This window comes from Roseomonas sp. GC11, assembly GCF_024437745.1.
GTDB lineage: Bacteria > Pseudomonadota > Alphaproteobacteria > Acetobacterales > Acetobacteraceae > Pseudoroseomonas.
Window position 1 is genome coordinate 54170 of sequence record NZ_JANFNY010000017.1, and the last position, 16909, is coordinate 71078.

The window sequence follows — 16909 nt, forward strand, 5'->3', positions numbered from 1 at the left end:
AGAGACACCCCCGCACCCGCCGTGGCGGGGCCCGGGGGCCCGCGATGCCGCCCCCGCACCCCCACCCCTGCCGCACCCCACCCCTGCCGCACCTGCCCGTGCCCGCTGTGCCGGGAGACGGCGATCTCCCGCCCGGAGTCCCGCCTGGCCGGCAGACAGCGGCAGCCTGACAGAAAAAGGAGAGTGAGATGGCGCTGTCGGCGCTGGTTCTTTGCTCGCGTGCGCTGCTGAAGATCGGTGCGCAGCCTGTTGCCTCGCTCGACGAAGGCACGGCCGAGGCGGAGGTCGCGGCCAATCTCTACCCGGCGGTGCGCGATGCGCTGCTGTCGGCGCATCCCTGGAGCTTCGCGACGGGCCAGATGGTCCTGCCGCGGCTCACCGCCGTGCCTTATGCCGATTATGCCTATGCCTACCAGCTTCCGGCCGACTTCCTGCGCGTGCTCTCGGCCGGCGGGCAGGGCAGGGGTAGCGGGATTCTCTACCGCCTGAACGAGAACCGCCTGCACACCGATGCACCCAGCGTGACGCTGACCTATCTGTTCCGCCCTTCGGAAAGCGCCTTCCCGGCCTTCTTCGCCTCCGCGCTCGTGGCGCGGCTGGCGGCGGAATTCTGCGTCCCGCTGACGGAGAGCACCTCGCGCGCCGACATGCTGCACCGCCTGGCGGAAAGCGAGATGCGCCATGCGCGCCTCGTCGACAGCCAGCAGGGCACCGCGCGCGCCATCGAAGAGTTTCCTTTGATCAGCGCGAGGGGATGAGACATGGCCGCCGGCCGCAGCCTCAAGACCAGCTTCACCGCGGGCGAACTCGGCGACCAGCTGCTGGGCCGGGGGGATCTGCGCGCCTATGAGAATGGCGCGCGGCGCTTGCGCAATGTCTTCATCCAGCCGACCGGCGGCGTGAGCCGGCGCCCGGGGCTGCGCCATATCGCCACCCTGCCGGGCGCCGCGCGGCTGATCGCCTTCGAGTTCAACACGGAGCAGACCTACCTCATCGTCCTGACCGACGCGGCGATGACGGTGTTCAAGGACGATGTGCAGGTCGCGAGCCTCGCCGCGCCCTGGACGGAGGCAATGCTCGACCAGATCGCCTGGACGCAGAGCGCGGACACGCTGCTGCTCGTCCACCCTGACATGGCGCCGCAGCGCGTGACGCGCAGCAGCCACACGAGCTGGAGCCTCGGCGCCTGGAACTGGGTGTATGAGCCCTTCTACCGCTACGCCGCCTCCGGCATCACCCTGGCCGCCAGCGCCACCAGCGGCAGCGTGACGCTGACGGCGAGTGCTGCGGTCTTCGAGGCCGGGCATGTCGGCGCGCGCTTTCGCCTCGGCGGCAGGCGCATGCTCGTCACCGCCGTGGCCTCCGCGACCAGCGCGACGGCGGCGGTGGAGGAGACGCTCTCCGCCACCACCGCCACGGTCGATTGGGACGAGGCGGCCTTCAGCGCCGTGCATGGCTGGCCCGTCACCGCCTGCTTCCACCAGGACCGCCTCGTGCTCGGCGGCGCGCGCGAACTGCCGAACCGCCTCTGGCTCTCGCGCTCCGGCGATCTCTTCAATTTCGACCTGGGCACCGGCCTCGACGACCAGGCGATCGAGTTCGGCCTGTTGTCGGACCAGGTGAACGCCATCCGCGCCGTCTTCTCGGGGCGGCATCTCCAGGTCTTCACCTCCGGCGCGGAATGGATGGTCACGGGCGACCCGATGACGCCCTCCTCCATCCAGCTGCACCGGCAGACGCGCATCGGCTCGCCCATCGCGCGCATCATCCCGCCCGTGGATGTCGATGGCAGCACGATCTTCGTCGCGCGCTCCGGCCGCGCGGTGCATGAATTCGCTTATACCGACGTGCAGCAGGCCTATCAGGCGGAGGATCTCGCCCTGGTGGCGCGGCATCTCGTGCAGACGCCGGTCGCCATGGCCTATGACCAGACGCGCCGCCTGCTGCATGTGGCCATGGCCGAGGGCTGGCTGGCGACGCTGACGCTCTATCGCTCCGAGCAGGTCACGGCCTGGACGCGGCAGGACACCGATGGCGCCTTCCGCGCCATCGCCGAGATCGAAGGCACCGTCTGGTGCGCCATCGAGCGCGATGCCGGCTTCCGGCTGGAGCGCTTCGATGACGAGATGGCGGTGGATGCCGGGCTGACCGGCAGCAATGCCGACCCGCAGGATGATTGGACGGGCCTCGATCATCTGGAAGGGCGCGTGGTGCAGGTGGTGGCCGATGGCGCGCCGCGTGGCACCGCGACGGTCAGCGGCGGCGCCGTCACCATCGACCCTTCGGCGTCCGTGGTGCAGATCGGCCTCGGCTTCACCCATGTGGTCGAGCCGCTTCCGCCCAACCTGGCCTTCGCCGGGGGCGCGCGCACGGCCCCGCTGCGGCTCGTCGCCGCGACCTTCCGCGTGCTCGAAACCGCAGCACTCAGCGTCGATCTCGGCCGCGGTGCGCAGCCCGTGCCGTTCCGCCGGCTGGACACCGCGCTGCTCGACGCGGCGCCACCTGCCTATACCGGCGATGTCACGCTGCGTGGCATCGGCTGGCGGCGCGACCCGATGCAGCCGCTCTGGCGCATCGAGGGTGAAACGCCGCTGCCGCTCACGCTGCTTTCCGTCACCACCGAGACGAGGATGACCGACTGATGGCCCAGCTTGCCCCCATCGCCACGCTGGTTGGCACCGGCGCCTCGCTCTACGGCACGGTGCGGCAGGGCCAGGCGCAGGCGGCGCAGACCCGCGCCCAGGCCCAGCAGGAGGCCGCGGCGCTGGCCGCCCGGCAACAGCAGCTCGTCGCGCAGCAGGAGGCCGAGGCCCGGAACCGGCAGGACCAGCTGGAGCGGACCGTCGCCTCCACCCGGGCGCGGCTCGCCGCCTCCGGCATCAGCCCGGACCAGGGCTCGGCGGCGGCGATCACCACCGGATTGCAGCAGGACGCGGCCGAGGCGGCGCAGACCAGCAGCGACACCTACAGCGCCCGGCTCGCCGCCGGGCGCAGCTCGCTGCTCAACAATGACGGGTCGCTGACCACCTGGCTGCGCGCTGGCAACAGTTTCGGCGGCGCGGTCCGCTCGCTGCTCGAGTAACGCGCCCGGCCGCGCCGGCCGCTCCCTCCCTCCTTCCGCATGAGAGATCAGCATGGCCGAGCATATCGTCATCGGCGACGTCGCGCCGCGTATCCAATACGCGGCGAGCGGCGCGCAGACTGTCTTCATCTATCCCTTCCCGATCTTCGAAGCCTCCGACATGGAGGTGCAGCTGGACGGGGTGGTGCAGCCGGATGGTTACGCGGTGACCGGGGCCGGGGAGTCGGAGGGCGGCACCGTGGTGTTCGACACCGCGCCCGCCTCGGGCGTGGTGGTGACGCTGCGCCGCGCCCTGACGGTGGAGCGCATCACCGACTTCCAGCCCAATGGCGTGCTGCGCGCCAACACGCTGAATGACGAGCTGGACCGGCAGACGGCCTTCATCCAGGACCTGCGCGAGGATCTCGCCAGCACGCTGCGCGCGCCGGCGGGCGAATTGCCGGCCACGCTGGTGCTGCCGGAGAAGGGCGGGCGCGCCAACCGCCTGCTTGGCTTCGACAGCCTGGGAAATGTGACGACGCTGGCGCGCGATGGCACCATCCAGTCCCCCTTCAATGGCGCCATCCCCCGCAGCGTCGAGGACAAGCTGGCGGAGCGACTGAGCGCGCGCGACTTCGGCGCCGTGGGCGATGGCGTCACCGATGACGGCCCGGCGCTGCAGGCGGCGATGAACGCCGCCGCCGCATCCGGCAAGATGCTTGAGATCGGCGAGGGCAGCCACCGCACCACCATGCCCCTGGTGCTGCCCGGCGCGGCGGCGGGGCTCGTGATGCGTGGCAGCATCATCTATGCCGGCAGCGGCGGCGAGGCGGCGCTGACCATCGGCGATGGCGCGGCGGTGCGCAACCAGGCCAAGTTCTACCACGGCCTGCGCGTGCTGCGCGCCACCATCGCCGACTGGCTGGACGAGCGTGACATCGGCATCCTGCTGCGCAACCTCGATGCCTGCACGGTCGATATCCGCCAGGTCGAGGGCTTCACCATCGGCATCCGCACGCTGGGCGAGGAACTCGGCTTCGAGGACAGCACGATCACCCTGGGCCGCATCGTCAACAACCGCATCGGCCTCGACATCCGCACCGAGACGGCGGCGGCCTGGAACAATTCGGTGCGCTACATCGGCGGGCATTTCGCCAATGCCTCGGGCGTCAACCCGGCGCTGTCGCGCTTCGGCGTGCGCTTCTCCTGCGCCTCCGGTGCCTATGACCGGCACAACGCGCATGTCTTCTACAGCCCGGCCTTCGAACTGCAGCGCCAGGGCACGCCGGGCACGGTGGATGCCATTCCCTTCCTGCTCGCGGCGGGGGATGAGCGTGGCATCATCGCGCGCGGCATCCGCATGGAGCAGTGCAGCCCCTTTGTCGCCCGCCATGCCGGCGGCGCCAATGACTGCCTCTATGAGGTCGCCTATGTCGGCACCTATGCCTTCACCGGCGCGGGCATCGATTATCCCTCCACCGCGACGCGGGCGGGCGGCACCGTCATCCCGCTGCACCAGGCGCTGGCCGCGCATGGCACGCCGCGGCTGGTGGCGGCGGCGGAGAATGTGCGGCAGCGCGCCTTCCGCCAGACCATCGATGTCGCCAATGGCGTGGGCTTCGAGCAGATGGCGGTGCTCTCCGCCAATCCCTCCGGCCCGCCCACCAACCTGGCCGGCTTCGCCTTCGCAGGGCTGACGCTGTTCACCCTGAATGCCGATACGGTGGGTATCCCCACCAGCCGCGGCCTGGCCTTCATCGTTGATTGCTCCAGCTGCAAGGAATTCTTCCTGGCGGCGGAGGGCAGCGAATTGCGCCCGGTGGTGATGCAGTTCGATGCCTCGGAAAACGTGCTCGACAGCGCGAGCCCCGTGCTGCTGTCGAACATGAACAGCGTCTGGGCCGGCAGCCCGTCCTATTTCTGGGAAGGCAATGCTGATCTCGACAGTACCTCCGGCGGGCTGGCCATCAACGGGTTGCAGCGCGTCACGCTGCACGCCAATGCGAAGTTCGCGGCCATCGGCGTGCGGGGCGGCAGCGCCAGCGCCATCCTGAAGGCGCTGCGGCTCTACTGCGCACCGCTTCATGCGCCCACGGTGCTGTTCGGCGGCAGCCGCAAGTGGGGGGTGCGGGAATACACCGGAAGCCTGGACTATGATCCGCCTGAGCTGACCGCAAATGGGGGTGAAATTCCACGTGCCTCTCGCCCCTCTGTTACGGTTCCGCATGTTCAGGGCGGGGATCTGATCGATGTTGGCTTTTCCCAGGTCTCCGGCTCGATCCAGTGGACAGGGATGATAGCCAGCAGTGGCGTAACGGGGACTGTGACCGTCAACGCGCGGAATTGCCACGATACGTTGGCGATCAATCTCACCCCCGGCACGCTCTATGTGCGCGCCGTGAAGCCCAGATTGTGACGGTGCCCGCATGAGCCGGCGCGACCTGCTGGCGCCTGAGGACCTGCAGCCCGCCATCCGCCGGGTGATCGCGGACTACACGGCCTTTGTCGGCCGTGCCCCCGAGCCCGGCGCGCATGACGATGCCAAGGCCTTCGCCGCCCACCACGCCGCGGCGAAATCCGCCCTGGCGCATCTGGAACACCTGCTGAAGCTCGCCCGCGCCCAGGGCGCGGGCGGGGAGGAGCAGGGCGCGGCCGAGGCCAGCGCCCTGCTGCAGCAGGCGCGCGGCGCCCTGAGCCGCGCGCCCGAGGAGGATGAGGAGGACAGCGAACCCGATGACGGAGCGTCCCGCTGATCTGACGGAATTCGTCTGGATCTGGAACAATGCGGCGGGGCTTGGCACCCCGCCCGTCCACCGCCGCATCCTGCGCTGGCTGGAGGCCCGGCGCGAGGCCAACGACACCCGCCTGCTGCTGATGGCCTTCCGCGGCTGCGGCAAGTCCACCCTGGTCGGGCTCTACTGCGCCTGGCTGCTCAGCCGCTGGCCCGAGACGCGCATCCTGGTGCTGGCGGCCGATCACCTCCTGGCCACCAAGATGGTCGGCACCGTGCGCCGCATCGTCGAGCGGCATCCGCTCTGCAAGCCCATCCTGCCCGATGTGGCCGAGGCCTGGGCGGTGGACCGCTTCACCGTCCGCCGCGCCGGCGCGCTGCGCGACCCCTCGATGCTGGCGGCCGGCCTCTCCGGCAACATCACCGGCGCGCGCGCCGATGTCATCATCTGCGACGATGTCGAGGTGGCGGGCAATTGCGACACGCCGGGCAAGCGCGATGAGCTGCGCCAGCGCCTGGCGGAGACCGAGTTCATCCTGACCCCCGGCGGCACGCTGCTCTATGTCGGCACGCCGCATTGCGCGGAGAGCCTCTACCGCACGCCGGAGGAGGGGGAGGCGACGCTGGCCGGGTATCGCCGCCTGGTGGTGCCGCTGGTGAACGGCGCCGGGCGCAGCGCCTGGCCGCAGCGCTTCCCGCCCGAGGCGGTGGCGGCGCTGCGCGAGCGGGTGGGGCCGATCCACTTCTCCCGCCAGATGCTGCTGCGCCCGGTGGCGGGCGGCCCGGCGCGGCTCGATCCCGCGCTGCTCATCCGCTACCGGGAGGAGCTGGACTACCGCGAGGCGCATGGCCGCCCGGTGCTGGGCCTGATGGGCCGGCGCATGGCCTCGGGCGGCGGCTTCTGGGACCCCGCCTATGGCCGCCCCGGCCGGGGCGATGGCAGCGTCCTCGCCGCGACCTTCGCCGATGCGGAGGGCAACCACTACCTGCACCGCCTGCACTACCTGACGCACGACCCGGACGCGGCCGAGGACCCGGCGACGCAGCAATGCCGGCAGGTGGCGCAGATCGCCCGGGATCTCTGGCTGCCGGTGCTGCGGGTGGAGACGAATGGCATCGGCCGCTTCCTGCCCGCCCTGTTGCGGCGGGAGATGGCGCGCGCCGGCGCGCCCTGTGCCGTGGTGGAGCAGCACAGCCACCGGCCGAAGCAGGAGCGCATCCTCTCCGCCCTGGACCCGCTGCTGGCGGGGCGGCGGCTGCATGCGCATGAGCAGGTGTTCCGCACGCCTTTCCCGGCTGAGATGAATGAGTGGAAGCCGGACACTCCTGGCACCCGCGATGATGCGCTGGATGCGCTCGCCGGTTGCCTGCTGGCCGAGCCGGTGCGCCTGCCGGGCGCGCCGCCCGCCCCGCGCGGCCCTGGCTGGCGCGGCGTGGCCTGACCCTTTCCCCACACGGACCCGCCCACCCCCTTCCAACCGCCCGGATTCCCTTTTTGTCTTTCTTGAGAGAGGCTTCGCCCCTCTCAAACTCTCCCCACCAAAGGCCTGAGGCCTTTGGAAACCCATTTGTGGGTCTCCCCTGTCAGGGCGGGCGAAGCCTCCTTGATGCCCGGCCTCGGCAATTCGGCAAAATGTTCACTTTTTGTTTGCATTTGGGGCGCCGGGTGAGATAGAACCGGGGCGTCAGCGGGAGAATTGCGCCCGCTGCCCTCCCGGACCAACGGCCGCCTTCTGAGGCGGCCGTTTTTGTTTTCCGCCTTTCCGCCTGGCTCCGCGCCGCGGGGTGGCGGACCCCGACAGGCTTGCCGTTTCCCAGCAATCCCCGCCGCCGGGCGGGGGTGGCGCGCCCCTGCGCCGCCCCCGCCCACGGCACCCGAGAAGGCCGAGGAGGGCCCGGATGAACCCGCTCGATCTGGAACCCCAGACGCTGGCTGCTGCCGCGCAGACGCCGATGCTCGTCGTCCTCGCCTGGATGCTGCACGCGCTGCGCCGCCAGTTGCCCCCCGAGCGCGGCGAGGAGCCTGGCCCTGACCGGGAGGCCCTGACCCGCACCCGGGACGAGCTGGCCGCCTTCAAGCTGGAGGTGGCCCGCACCTATGTGCCGCTGTCGCTGATCCGCGATGTGGACCAGCGCCTCAGCCGGCAGCTGCTGCGCATCGAGGAGAAGCTCGATGCCGCGACCCGCGCCGCCACCACCGCCGCCGCGCTGCAATCCGCGCAGCGTGGCTGGCGCCCCGAAGACCGTTCCTGAGGAATCCCGAGGATGAGCATCGCCATGACCGCCCCCGTTGCCATGACCGCTCTGCCGCCGCAGGAGATCCTGGCCATGACGCTGTGGGCCGAGGCCGGCACCCGCCCGGTGCGCGCCATCGAGGCGCTGGCCGCCGCCATCATGAACCGCGTGCGCCTGGCGGAGGCCGGGGTGGCGCCGCATTGGGGGCGGGGGCTCTCGGCGGTCTGCCGCGCGCCGTTCCAGTTCTCCTGCTGGAACCGCAACCATCTGCGCCATGCGCTGATGCTCTCCATCCCCGCCGGGGATGCGGCGATGGCGATCTGCCGGCGCATCGCCGCGCGGGCCGCCGCCGGGGCGCTGCCGGACCCGACCGGGGGCGCCACCCATGCGCATGGTGTCGAGGAGCTGCCGCCCTGGGCGGTGGGGCAGGTGCCGCTGGCCGAGATCGGCTCGATGCTGTTCTACCGCCCCGGTCCGGGCTAATGCTCCGGGGCATGGAGCCCCTCATCTACACCATGGTCCGCGACGCGGACTGGCAGGACGCCCGCGCCGCTGGCGCCTATCGCGGCAGCGCCGAGGATGCGCGGGATGGCTTCCTGCATTTCTCGACGGCGGCGCAGCTACGCGAGAGCGCGCGCAAGCACCGCGCCGGGCAGCCCGACCTCTGGCTGGTGGCCGCGCGGAGCGCCGATCTGGGCGTGACGCTGCGCTGGGAGGCTGCCAGCGGCGGCTCCCGCCCTGGCCTCTTCCCCCATCTCTACGGCCTTTTGCCTCTGTCGGCCGTGGCCTGGGCGATGCCCCTGCCGCTCACCCCGGAGGGGACGCACCTCTTCCCCCCTGAAATCCCCTGATCTGAAAAAGTTTTTTGGTTCTTTTTTCCAAAAAAGAACCCTTCTCCCCCTTTTATTTTGCCTTCCTATCCCCGCCCCACCCGCAGCAGCCCCGGCCCTTTTTCCCTGAGCCAGGCCTGGGCTGCCTCCCGCCCCGGGCTGATGGCATCGAGCAGGGCCCAGAATCGCGGCGAGTGATTCAGCTCGCGCAGATGGGCCACCTCATGGGCAACGACATGGTCCATCACCCAGGCCGGGGCCATGACGATGCGCCAGGAGAAGGCGAGGGTGCCATCCGGCGCGCAGCTGCCCCAGCGGCTGCGGGTATCCTTCAGCCGCACGGCGCGCGGCACGACGCCGAGCGTGGCGGCGTGGCGGCGGATGGCCGGGCGGATGCGCCGCCCGGCCTCGTCGCGCAGCAGGGCGAGCACATGGCCGGGCAGGGTGGAGGCCGGCCCGCCGACATGGATGGCCCCGCCCTCCACCAGGGCGGCGGCGGGCGCGCCGGGGCTGTGCAGGATGGCATGGGGCACGCCGCCCAGCGGCACGGCGGCACCGGGGGCGAGGCGCAGCGGTGGGGCCAGGGCGGCGAGGCGCGCGGCCACCCACCCGGCATGGCGGCGCAGCAGGGCGAGCCCGGCCCGCCGCCCCACGCCGGGTGGCAGCGTCACCACCACCGCCCCCGCCACCGGGTCGATGCGCAGGGAGACCCGCCGCGCCCGCGCCGGGGCCCGCCAGACCAGCGGGCAGGGCACCACCGGCCCGCCCGGGCGGGGCTGGAGGCGCAGGATTTCTTCCTGTGGCAGGGGGGCGGGCAGGCGCGGCGGCCCGCTATCCGGCATCAGGTGCTGCGGCGCGGCGCAGCGCCGCCTCCAGCTCCCGCAGGCCATAGGGCTTGGTGAGGAACTGCGCCCGCGGCAGTGCCGCCGCCTCCTCCGCCCCGCCATAGCCGGAGGCGAAGATCACCCCGAGCCGCGGCCAGCGCGCGCAGGCCTGCTGCGCCAGATCCAGCCCCGAGACGCCGGGCAGGCCGATATCGGTGAAGAGCAGGTCGAAGCGGCCCCGCTCCAGCGCCAGCAGCGCGCCGCGGGCATCCCGCGCCGTCACCACCTGGCAGCCGAGATGGGCCAGCAGGTCCTCGCTGTCCATCAGCACCAGCGGGTCATCCTCCACCAGCAGCACGCGCGGCATGGGCCGGGCGGAGGGCGGCTGCGCCGGCCGCTGGCTCGGCGCGTGCGGCACCAGCGCGGCCGCAAGCGCCTGCCGCCGGTTGTTCAGCGTGTGCCGCACCTTGCGGGCCAGATCCTCCCGCCGGTAGGGCTTGGAGAGCAGGTTCACCCCCGGGTCCAGCCGGCCGCCATGGACGATGGCGTTCTCCGTGTAGCCGGAGGTGAAGAGCACCGCCGTGTGCGGCTGCATCGCCTGCACCTGCCGGGCGAGGTCGGGGGCGCGCACCGGGCCGGGCATCACCACATCGGTGAAGAGCAGGTCGATGGCGACGCCGCTGCGCACCAGCGTCAGCGCGCTCTGCCCGTCCGGGCAGCGCAGCACGGTGTAGCCGAGATCCTGCAGCATCTCGACCACGGTGGCCTGCACCACCGGGTCATCCTCCACCACCAGCACCGTCTCCCGCCCGCCCTCGACCGGGGCGCCGGAGAGCGGGGCCACCACCACCTCCGCCTCATGGCTGCGCGGCAGGTAGAGGCGCACCGTGGTGCCCTGGCCCACCTCGGAATAGATCTTGATATGGCCCTGGCTCTGCTTGACGAAGCCATAGACCATGGAAAGGCCGAGCCCGGTGCCGCGCCCCTCCCGCTTGGTGGTGAAGAAGGGCTCGAAGACCTTGTCGAGCAGTTCGGGCGCGATGCCGCTGCCGGTGTCCGACACCGCGAGCATCACATACTGGCCCGGCTTCACCTCATCGTGCTGGAGGGCGTAGTAGTCATCCAGCATGGCGTTGCCGGCCTCGATGGTGAGGCGCCCGCCGCCCTCCATCGCGTCGCGCGCGTTGACGGCGAGGTTGAGCAGCGCGTTCTGCACCTGGTCCGGGTCCGCCAGGGTGTTCCACAACCCGCCCGCGATGACGGTCTCCAGCTCGATCGCCTCGCCCAGGGCGCGGCGCAGCAGGTCGTCCATCTCCCGCACCAGCCGGCCTAGATTGACGGCGCGCGGCTCCAGCGGCTGCCGCCGGGCGAAGGCGAGAAGCTGCGCGGCCAGCTTCGCCCCGCGCTCCACGGCGCCGAGGGCGGTGTCCAGCCGGCGCGCCTCCTCCGGCGTGCGCGGGCCCTGCTGCAGCATCTGCAGATTGCCGGAGAGGATCTGCAGCAGGTTGTTGAAGTCATGCGCGACGCCGCCGGTGAGCTGGCCGATCGCCTCCATCTTCTGGCTCTGGCGCAGCGCGGCCTCGGCGCGGCGCCGCTCGGCCTCGCTCTCCTCCAGCGCGCGCGTGCGCACGCGCACCATCTCCTCCAGCTGGTCCTTGTAGCGGCTCAGCTCATCGGCCACGCGCTTCTGCTCGGACACGTCGTAGCCGAGCACGAAGATGCCCGACACCCTGCCATCCGGCTCGGTGATCGGCTGGTAGATGAAGTCGAGGAAGACCTCGCGCAGGCTGTCCGCCGCCTCCGCGTCGCGCAGGCGGGTGGGCATGGCGCGGCCCTGGAAGGCGCGGCCGGTGGCATAGACCTGGTCGAGAATGCCGAAGAAGGGCTGCCCCTCCAGCTCCGGCAGCGCCTCGCGCACGGGGCGGCCGAGGATGTCGCCCCGCCCCACCAGCGCGCAGTAGGAGCGGTTGGCGATCTCGAAGACATGCCGCGGGCCGCGCAGATAGGCGGCGAAGGCCGGCGCCTGCTCGACCAGCCGGCGCAGCTGCATCCGCTCGGCATCCAGGGCGAGGTTGGCCTGCTGCACCGCCTGGGCGCGGCGGAACACCTCGCCCTCCAGCCGCGCCGCATTGGCGCGCTGGCGCAGCGCCTGCATCTCCGTCACATCATCCGTCTGCTGCAGGATCAGCGCCACGGCGCCCCGCGCGTCCAGGATCGGGGTATGGGTGGCGCTCCAGTAGCGCTCCTCGAAGACCGCCCCGCGCGGGATGGCGTAGCGGATCAGCGCGATGGTGTGTGGCGCGCGGGTGGCCAGCACGGTGTCGAGCGATTGCCGCAGCTGCCGCGTGCCTTCGCCGCCCGGGTCGTGCGGGCCACCAGGGAAGGCCTCGAAGATGTTGCGGCCCAGGATCTCGGCCGCCGCGCGCCCGGTGACGGCCAGATAGGCATCATTCGCCCAGACCAGGGTGAAAGCCGCATCCATCACGACATAAGGGTGCGGCGCGGCCTGGAACAGCCGCCGGAAATCAAGGGAGTCGGCCAAGGCTGGGGGCAAGTCGCGCTCCTGGAAGCAGCGGCACCGCTGCAAGGGCTTGTCCTGCCGTATCCCGCCGCGGAAGAAAAGCCTTAACCGCCGCGCGGGTTGCCGGGGGGAAGGCTGGCGTTTTCGCGGCAGGGTTCTTTTTTGGAAAAAAAGAACCAAAAAACTTTTTTCAGTTTGGCGGCCCGCGCACAGCCATGCGCGGGCCGCCGGATCGATCAGGGATCCGGCCAGGAAAAAATCAGCCGGGCATGCCCTTCAGTTCGGTCTCGACGAAACTGAAGGGCGCATCGCTGGTGTTGACGACATTGTGCTCCGCCCCCGCCAGGCGGTGGTAGGACTGGCCCGCCACCAGCGTGGCGCTGGCCGTCTCGCCGCCGGGCAGCTCCAGCGTCATCGCGCCATCGGTCAGCGGCACCACGACATAGCCCCAGCCATGGCGGTGCCAGCCCGTCTCGGCCCCCGGCGGGAAGTCCCAGCGGGTGACGCGCAGCTCCGGCGTGTCCACCTGCACCGTGGCGATGGCCGGCGGGCGGCAGCGCAGCGGCTCGGCAGGGGCGGGCTGGAAGATGTCGGACATCACTTCTCCTTCCCTCGTGGCGATGCGGGCCGGGGCCATTCCCCAGGCCAGTCCACGATATGGTCCTCCAGATCGCGCGCCTGCCGCTCCGGCACCGCGCGGCCGCGCACCGAGGCGCCGGCGCGGTGCACGCTCTCCGCATCGCCGGAGACAAGCGGGTGCCACGCCGGCAGGTCCTTCCCCTCGGCCACCAGGCGATAGGCGCAGGAAGGCGGCAGCCAGTCGATGCCGCGCAGGCGCTTGGGCGTCAGCTTCACGCAATCGGGCACATGCTCGCGCCGGTTGTCATAGTCGCGGCAGCGGCAGGAGGTGGTGTCCAGCAGGCGGCACGCCACCTCGGTCCAGGCCAGCTCCTCGGTATCCTCGTCGCGCAGCTTGTGCAGGCAGCAGCGGCCGCAGCCATCGCACAGGCTCTCCCACTCGGCGCGGCTCATGGCCGTGAGGGTCTTGGTCTTCCAGAAAGGCAGGTCAGCGGCCATCCGCCCATCCTAGGCCCGGCGGGCTTGACGTGGGAGGGAACGGAGAGGGAACATGCGCGCATGTCCTCCCTCTCTTCCCCTGAACGCACCCGGCGCGTCTGCCGCGCGGCGGCCCGGCTCTGCGGGCGGCTGGGCTGGGCGCCACTGCTGGAGGTGCCGCTGCCCAGTGGCCGGCGCCTCGACATCCTGGCCCTGGAGCCGGATGGCGGCCTGACCGCCATCGAGGTGAAGAGCGGCGCGCGCGATTTCCAGAGCGATGAGAAATGGCCGGAATACCGCTCATGGTGCGACCGCCTCTTCTTCGCCGTGGATCTCGATTTCCCCCAGGCCCTGCTGCCAGCGGAAGCCGGGCTGATCGTCTGTGACGAGGCCGAGGCCGTCATCCTGCGCCAGCCGGAAGAGCACCGCCTGCCAGCCGCCCGGCGCAAGGCGCTGACCCTGCGCTATGCCCGCCTCGCCGCCGGCCGCCTGCAGGGGCTGCTCGACCCCGCCGGGGCCAGTGAGATGCGGGCGGCGCTCAAGGTGGAATGAGGAAAGGGCAGGGAAGGCGTTCTTTTTTGAAAAAAAGAACCAAAAAACTTTTTCAGTTTGGCGTCCCGCCGGGCCGGGAGACGGCGGCAGCCTGAAAAAAAGCTGCCATACCGGAGCGCATCCGCTGCGTCAGGAGATTGCACCATGCTGATTCTTGTCACCGGAGCCACGGCCGGCTTCGGCGCCGCCATCGCCCGCCGTTTTGTCCAGGATGGCGCCCGCGTCATCGCCGCCGGCCGCCGCGCGGAACGCCTGGAGGCCCTGGCCGCCGAACTGGGCCACGACAAGCTCCTCCCCCTCGTCATGGATGTGCGCGACAGTGCCGCCGTCACCGCCGCCATCGCAGGCCTGCCGGAAAGCTGGTCGGAGATCGACCTGCTGGTGAACAATGCCGGCCTCGCCCTGGGCCTGGAGCCCGCCCACCGCGCCAGCCTCGCGGACTGGGAGACGATGATCGACACCAACACCAAGGGCCTCGTGGCCGTCACCCGCGCCGTGCTGCCGGGGATGGTGGCGCGCGACCGGGGGCACATCATCAATATCGGCTCGACCGCCGGCGAGTGGCCCTATCCCGGCGGCAATGTCTACGGCGCCACCAAGGCCTTCGTCCGCCAGTTCAGCCTGAACCTGCGGGCCGACCTGCACGGCACGGCGCTGCGCGTCACCGATATCGAGCCCGGCCTGGTGGGGGGCACGGAATTCTCCAGCGTCCGCTTCGGCGGCGATGCGGAAAAAGCCGCGGCCGTCTACGACAAGACCGACGCCCTGACGCCCGAGGATATCGCCGAGACGGTCCACTGGGTCGCCACGCGCCCGGCGCGGGTGAATGTGAACACCCTCCAGCTCATGCCGGTCTGCCAGAGCTTCGGCCCGCTGCGGGTGCATCGCGGCTGAGGCGCCAAGGCTGAGGCGCCAAGGCTGAGGCGCGGGGCGGGCGGGTGGCGCTCGCAAAAACGTGTTCATCCTGCAATGATGGCGCGCCATGAATGCCCCTCTCCAGTCGCTGCTGAATCGCTGGCTGCGGTTCTTTGGCTTCGCGCCGCTCCAGCCCGCCGGGCCACGCCCCTGGCGCCTGTTCGGCGTGGCCGTGGCGGTGGTGCTGCTCTGCCTCATCGGGTTGAACGAGGTGCTGCAGGCGCGGCTGGAGGCAGGGGAGGCGGAGCGCGCCCGCCGCCTGACCTCGGCCGTGGCGCAGACCGTCGCCGGCCGGCTCTCGGATTTCCTGGGGCGGGTGGACCGGCGGTTGCAGGACCTCGCCGCCCTGCCGCCGCCCCTGCTGGCCGACCCGGCCCAGGCCGATGCCATGCTGGCCGCCGCCCTGCGCGACCTGCCGGAACTGCGCGGCCTGCTGCTCACCGATGCCCAGGGCCGCGTCCTCGCCGCCTCGGATGAGGCGATGCTGGACCAGTCGGTGGGCGACCGCGACTGGTTCCGCCTGCTGCGCGTGGGCGGCGGGCAGCTGCGCAGCGGCGCGCCGGAGGCCGGCCGCTTCCTCGGCCCCGCCGGTGGCGGCCGCCCCGCCACCATCGCCCAGACCGGCGAATGGTCCATTCCCCTGGCCCGCCCCCTGGCCTCTCCTCCCTCCTCTCCCCCATTGGCTCCTTTGGCCGCTGGCGCCGCCGGGCTCGGGACCTTCCGCGGCGCGGCGGTGGCGCTGCTCGACCCGCAGCAGATGGGCGCGCCGCTGCGCGAACTGGCCGATGCCTTCGGGCTGATCCTGCGGCTGCACAGCTTCAACGGCCTGCTGCTGGTGCGCTCCGATGGCGGGGCGGGCGGCATCGGCGTGCTCAATGCCAGCGCCTGGCCGTTCCGCACCTTCCTCCCCCGGCGGGAGAGCGGGCAGTGGGAAGGGCCGGACCAGGATGGCATCGAGGGCTTCGCCGCCTTCGCCGTCGCCCGCCCCGGGCAGCTGGTGGTGGAGACGGTGCGCCGGCGCGAGGACGCCCTGGCCATGGCCGACCTCGCCCGGCCGCTGCTGATGGCCGGGCTGCTCGGCCTCGCCCTGGTGGTGCTGGGCGCCTTCTGGCTGATGGTGCGCCAGGCCGATGCCCTCCAGCGCCAGGGTGAGCGGCTGGCCGACAGCGAGGCCAAGGCCCGCGCCGCCGGCCGCGCCAAGGAGGAATTCCTCGCCGCCATGAGCCACGAGATCCGCACCCCGATGAACGGGGTGATCGGCATGGCCGGGCTGCTGATGGAAACCCCCCTCGACCCCGTGCAGAACCGCTATGCCGAGACCATCCGCGGCAGCGCCGAGCACCTGATGGTGCTGCTCAACGACATCCTCGACTTCTCCAAGCTGGAGTCGGGGATGGTCGAGCATGAGCGCATCGTCTTCTCCCCCGCCGCCGAGATCGCCACCATCGCCGAGCTCTTCGCCCCGCGCGCGGCGGCGAAGGGGGTGGAACTGCTCTGCGACCTCTCGCCCAGCCTGCCGCAGCTCATGCTGGGGGACCCGGCGCGCTTCCGGCAGATCCTGTTCAACCTCGTCGGCAATGCGGTGAAGTTCACCGATCGCGGCTGGGTGCGGCTGGAGGCGGAGGCGCTGCCGCTGCCCGCCCATCCCGGCAGCGGGCCGGCGCCCTGGCGGCTGAGCTGCGCCGTCTCGGACACCGGCATCGGCCTCGACCCCGCGCGCATCCCGCTGCTGTTTGAGCGCTTCACTCAGGCGGATGCCTCGATCAACCGGCGCTATGGCGGCACCGGGCTGGGGCTGGCCATCTGCCGCCGCCTGGCGGAGCAGATGGGCGGCGGCATCGGCGCCGCGCCGCGCCAGGGCGGTGGCAGCCAGTTCCGCTTCCATCTCGAACTGGCCCTGCCCGCCGGCCAGTCCGCCCCGCCCGAGCCGCCGCGCCCGCTGGCCGGGCTGCGCGCGCTGGTGGCCGGCGGCGGGGAGGAAGGCCGGGCCGTGCTGCTGCGCCAGCTTTCCGGCCTGGGGGCCGATGTCATGGACGCCGCCGGGGAGGCCGAGGCGCGCGCCGCCCTGGCCGCCGCCCGCGCCTCCGGCCAGCCCTTCCGCCTGCTGCTGGTCGATGAGGGCGCGGCGGGCGAGCCGCCGGACGGGCGCGCCCTCGCCACGCGGCTGCGCGCCCAGGCCGGGCC

At 71.6% G+C, this 16909-nt stretch carries 16 protein-coding genes; 12 read left to right on the forward strand and 4 right to left on the reverse strand.

What is annotated here, in order from left to right; all coding sequences use genetic code 11:
- Nucleotides 1-188 precede the first annotated feature (188 nt).
- From NON00_RS07490 to NON00_RS07530, 9 genes are all read left to right on the forward strand, one after another.
- Nucleotides 189-758, forward strand: a complete 570-nt coding sequence (locus tag NON00_RS07490; protein ID WP_256019235.1) for a hypothetical protein — start codon at nt 189-191, stop codon at nt 756-758.
- A gap of 3 nt (nt 759-761) precedes the next feature.
- Complete coding sequence (locus tag NON00_RS07495) at nt 762-2642, forward strand: hypothetical protein (RefSeq protein WP_256019236.1); 1881 nt, start codon at nt 762-764, stop codon at nt 2640-2642.
- A complete protein-coding gene (locus tag NON00_RS07500; protein ID WP_256019237.1) occupies nt 2642-3082 on the forward strand; it encodes a hypothetical protein in 441 nt (146 codons plus the stop codon). Before NON00_RS07495 ends, NON00_RS07500 begins: the two co-directional genes overlap by 1 nt.
- 52 nt (nt 3083-3134) lie before the next feature.
- The gene (locus NON00_RS07505) at nt 3135-5477 is read left to right on the forward strand and encodes a glycosyl hydrolase family 28-related protein (RefSeq protein WP_256019238.1); all 2343 of its coding nucleotides are present in this window, start codon (nt 3135-3137) and stop codon (nt 5475-5477) included.
- Between the two features lie 10 nt (nt 5478-5487).
- The gene (locus NON00_RS07510; protein WP_256019239.1) at nt 5488-5814 is read left to right on the forward strand and encodes a hypothetical protein; all 327 of its coding nucleotides are present in this window, start codon (nt 5488-5490) and stop codon (nt 5812-5814) included.
- Entirely contained in the window at nt 5795-7234 is a 1440-nt protein-coding gene (gene terL / locus NON00_RS07515) for a phage terminase large subunit (protein ID WP_256019240.1), read from the forward strand. Before NON00_RS07510 ends, terL begins: the two co-directional genes overlap by 20 nt.
- 457 nt (nt 7235-7691) lie before the next feature.
- Nucleotides 7692-8045, forward strand: a complete 354-nt coding sequence (locus NON00_RS07520; RefSeq protein WP_256019241.1) for a hypothetical protein — start codon at nt 7692-7694, stop codon at nt 8043-8045.
- A 12-nt stretch (nt 8046-8057) separates the two neighbouring features.
- On the forward strand, nt 8058-8510 hold the full coding sequence (locus NON00_RS07525) for a cell wall hydrolase (RefSeq protein WP_256019242.1): 453 nt from the start codon (nt 8058-8060) through the stop codon (nt 8508-8510).
- An 11-nt stretch (nt 8511-8521) separates the two neighbouring features.
- Nucleotides 8522-8878, forward strand: coding sequence for a DUF952 domain-containing protein (locus tag NON00_RS07530; protein ID WP_256019243.1), 357 nt, complete (start codon nt 8522-8524; stop codon nt 8876-8878).
- 65 nt (nt 8879-8943) lie between these two features.
- Here the strand turns inward: NON00_RS07530 and NON00_RS07535 are convergent, their stop codons facing one another.
- The 4 genes from NON00_RS07535 to NON00_RS07550 all read right to left on the reverse strand — a co-directional run bounded on the left by NON00_RS07535 (nt 8944) and on the right by NON00_RS07550 (nt 13279).
- Nucleotides 8944-9699 (reverse strand): M48 family metallopeptidase, encoded by a 756-nt coding sequence (locus NON00_RS07535; protein WP_256019244.1) that lies wholly within the window; start codon nt 9697-9699, stop codon nt 8944-8946.
- Nucleotides 9689-12223, reverse strand: a complete 2535-nt coding sequence (locus NON00_RS07540) for a response regulator (RefSeq protein ID WP_256019245.1) — start codon at nt 12221-12223, stop codon at nt 9689-9691. The genes NON00_RS07535 and NON00_RS07540 overlap by 11 nt, the downstream gene beginning before the upstream one ends.
- A gap of 238 nt (nt 12224-12461) precedes the next feature.
- A complete protein-coding gene (locus NON00_RS07545) occupies nt 12462-12800 on the reverse strand; it encodes a cupin domain-containing protein (RefSeq protein ID WP_305123251.1) in 339 nt (112 codons plus the stop codon).
- Nucleotides 12800-13279 (reverse strand): YcgN family cysteine cluster protein, encoded by a 480-nt coding sequence (locus NON00_RS07550; RefSeq protein WP_256019247.1) that lies wholly within the window; start codon nt 13277-13279, stop codon nt 12800-12802. The genes NON00_RS07545 and NON00_RS07550 overlap by 1 nt, the downstream gene beginning before the upstream one ends.
- A gap of 60 nt (nt 13280-13339) precedes the next feature.
- Between NON00_RS07550 and NON00_RS07555 the strand changes: the two genes are divergently transcribed.
- From NON00_RS07555 to NON00_RS07565, 3 genes are all read left to right on the forward strand, one after another.
- A complete protein-coding gene (locus NON00_RS07555; RefSeq protein ID WP_256019250.1) occupies nt 13340-13810 on the forward strand; it encodes an MmcB family DNA repair protein in 471 nt (156 codons plus the stop codon).
- 144 nt (nt 13811-13954) lie between these two features.
- Nucleotides 13955-14704, forward strand: a complete 750-nt coding sequence (gene ydfG / locus NON00_RS07560; protein ID WP_256019252.1) for a bifunctional NADP-dependent 3-hydroxy acid dehydrogenase/3-hydroxypropionate dehydrogenase YdfG — start codon at nt 13955-13957, stop codon at nt 14702-14704.
- A gap of 88 nt (nt 14705-14792) precedes the next feature.
- Nucleotides 14793-16909, forward strand: a 2117-nt coding sequence (locus NON00_RS07565) for an ATP-binding protein (RefSeq protein ID WP_256019255.1), incomplete at its 3' end; no start/stop codon positions are given.

Bases quoted from the DNA above. Each gene is read 5' to 3' on its own strand.
- NON00_RS07530 (WP_256019243.1), top strand. From the start codon at position 8,522: ATGGAGCCCCTCATCTACACCATGGTCCGCGACGCGGACTGGCAGGAC.
- NON00_RS07495 (WP_256019236.1), top strand. From the start codon at position 762: ATGGCCGCCGGCCGCAGCCTCAAGACCAGCTTCACCGCGGGCGAACTC.
- NON00_RS07490 (WP_256019235.1), top strand. From the start codon at position 189: ATGGCGCTGTCGGCGCTGGTTCTTTGCTCGCGTGCGCTGCTGAAGATC.
- terL (WP_256019240.1), top strand. From the start codon at position 5,795: ATGACGGAGCGTCCCGCTGATCTGACGGAATTCGTCTGGATCTGGAAC.
- NON00_RS07510 (WP_256019239.1), top strand. From the start codon at position 5,488: ATGAGCCGGCGCGACCTGCTGGCGCCTGAGGACCTGCAGCCCGCCATC.
- NON00_RS07545 (WP_305123251.1), bottom strand. From the start codon at position 12,800: ATGTCCGACATCTTCCAGCCCGCCCCTGCCGAGCCGCTGCGCTGCCGC.
- NON00_RS07555 (WP_256019250.1), top strand. From the start codon at position 13,340: ATGTCCTCCCTCTCTTCCCCTGAACGCACCCGGCGCGTCTGCCGCGCG.
- ydfG (WP_256019252.1), top strand. From the start codon at position 13,955: ATGCTGATTCTTGTCACCGGAGCCACGGCCGGCTTCGGCGCCGCCATC.
- NON00_RS07505 (WP_256019238.1), top strand. From the start codon at position 3,135: ATGGCCGAGCATATCGTCATCGGCGACGTCGCGCCGCGTATCCAATAC.
- NON00_RS07525 (WP_256019242.1), top strand. From the start codon at position 8,058: ATGAGCATCGCCATGACCGCCCCCGTTGCCATGACCGCTCTGCCGCCG.
- NON00_RS07535 (WP_256019244.1), bottom strand. From the start codon at position 9,699: ATGCCGGATAGCGGGCCGCCGCGCCTGCCCGCCCCCCTGCCACAGGAA.
- NON00_RS07550 (WP_256019247.1), bottom strand. From the start codon at position 13,279: ATGGCCGCTGACCTGCCTTTCTGGAAGACCAAGACCCTCACGGCCATG.
- NON00_RS07520 (WP_256019241.1), top strand. From the start codon at position 7,692: ATGAACCCGCTCGATCTGGAACCCCAGACGCTGGCTGCTGCCGCGCAG.
- NON00_RS07500 (WP_256019237.1), top strand. From the start codon at position 2,642: ATGGCCCAGCTTGCCCCCATCGCCACGCTGGTTGGCACCGGCGCCTCG.